The 530-nt window shown below is 38.1% G+C and carries 1 protein-coding gene and 1 pseudogene; both read right to left on the bottom strand.

What is annotated here, in order from left to right:
• A pseudogene (locus tag ACS8FC_RS20645) lies at window positions 1-227 on the bottom strand (anti-phage deoxyguanosine triphosphatase); the annotation flags it as partial.
• Between the two features lie 96 nt (window positions 228-323).
• A partial coding sequence (locus ACS8FC_RS20640; RefSeq protein ID WP_439298158.1) for a restriction endonuclease subunit S occupies window positions 324-530 on the bottom strand: 207 nt, incomplete at its 5' end.

Below are 530 nucleotides of genomic sequence, written 5' to 3'. Positions count from 1 at the left end.
CTTGCATACTTACTACGTAAGAACTGAACGATACCTCTACCGATTTGAGCTACTTCCATTGAATGCGTCAATCGAGTACGGTAAAAGTCACTTTCACCTAATCCTAGTACCTGAGTTTTTGCTTGCAATCGTCGAAAAGCTGCTGAATGTATTAAGCGTGCTTCATCTCTATCATATTCAGTGCGAACTGAATCGCGCTTCGGTTGAGTGTGCCTTCTTTTTTCCATTATTGCTTTATCATAACTAGCCATTTACTTACTACTTTTTTAGAAATTCATTAAAGTATTATCTATATTAGTAAAATAAGCAAACCATTGTTTATACTAAACTACCACCCGCTTCTTACCCGTCAACAACACCTGCATCAACGCCTTTTTCTCTTGCTGAAAATCAGCTAATTGCTGCTCAAGCAATTCGATTTCTTGATCGGTATTGGTTAATATGGTGACGATTTTTTGTTGTTCTATGTGGCTTGGAATGGAGATCTTCATGCTCTCCAAATCTTTAGGGTATATGTGAGGTTGAGCACC

It is taken from the genome of Psychrobacter sp. 1Y4, assembly GCF_051847555.1.
The sequence above is the reverse complement of the archived record's forward strand: the minus strand, read 5'-3'. Positions and strand labels throughout refer to the sequence as shown.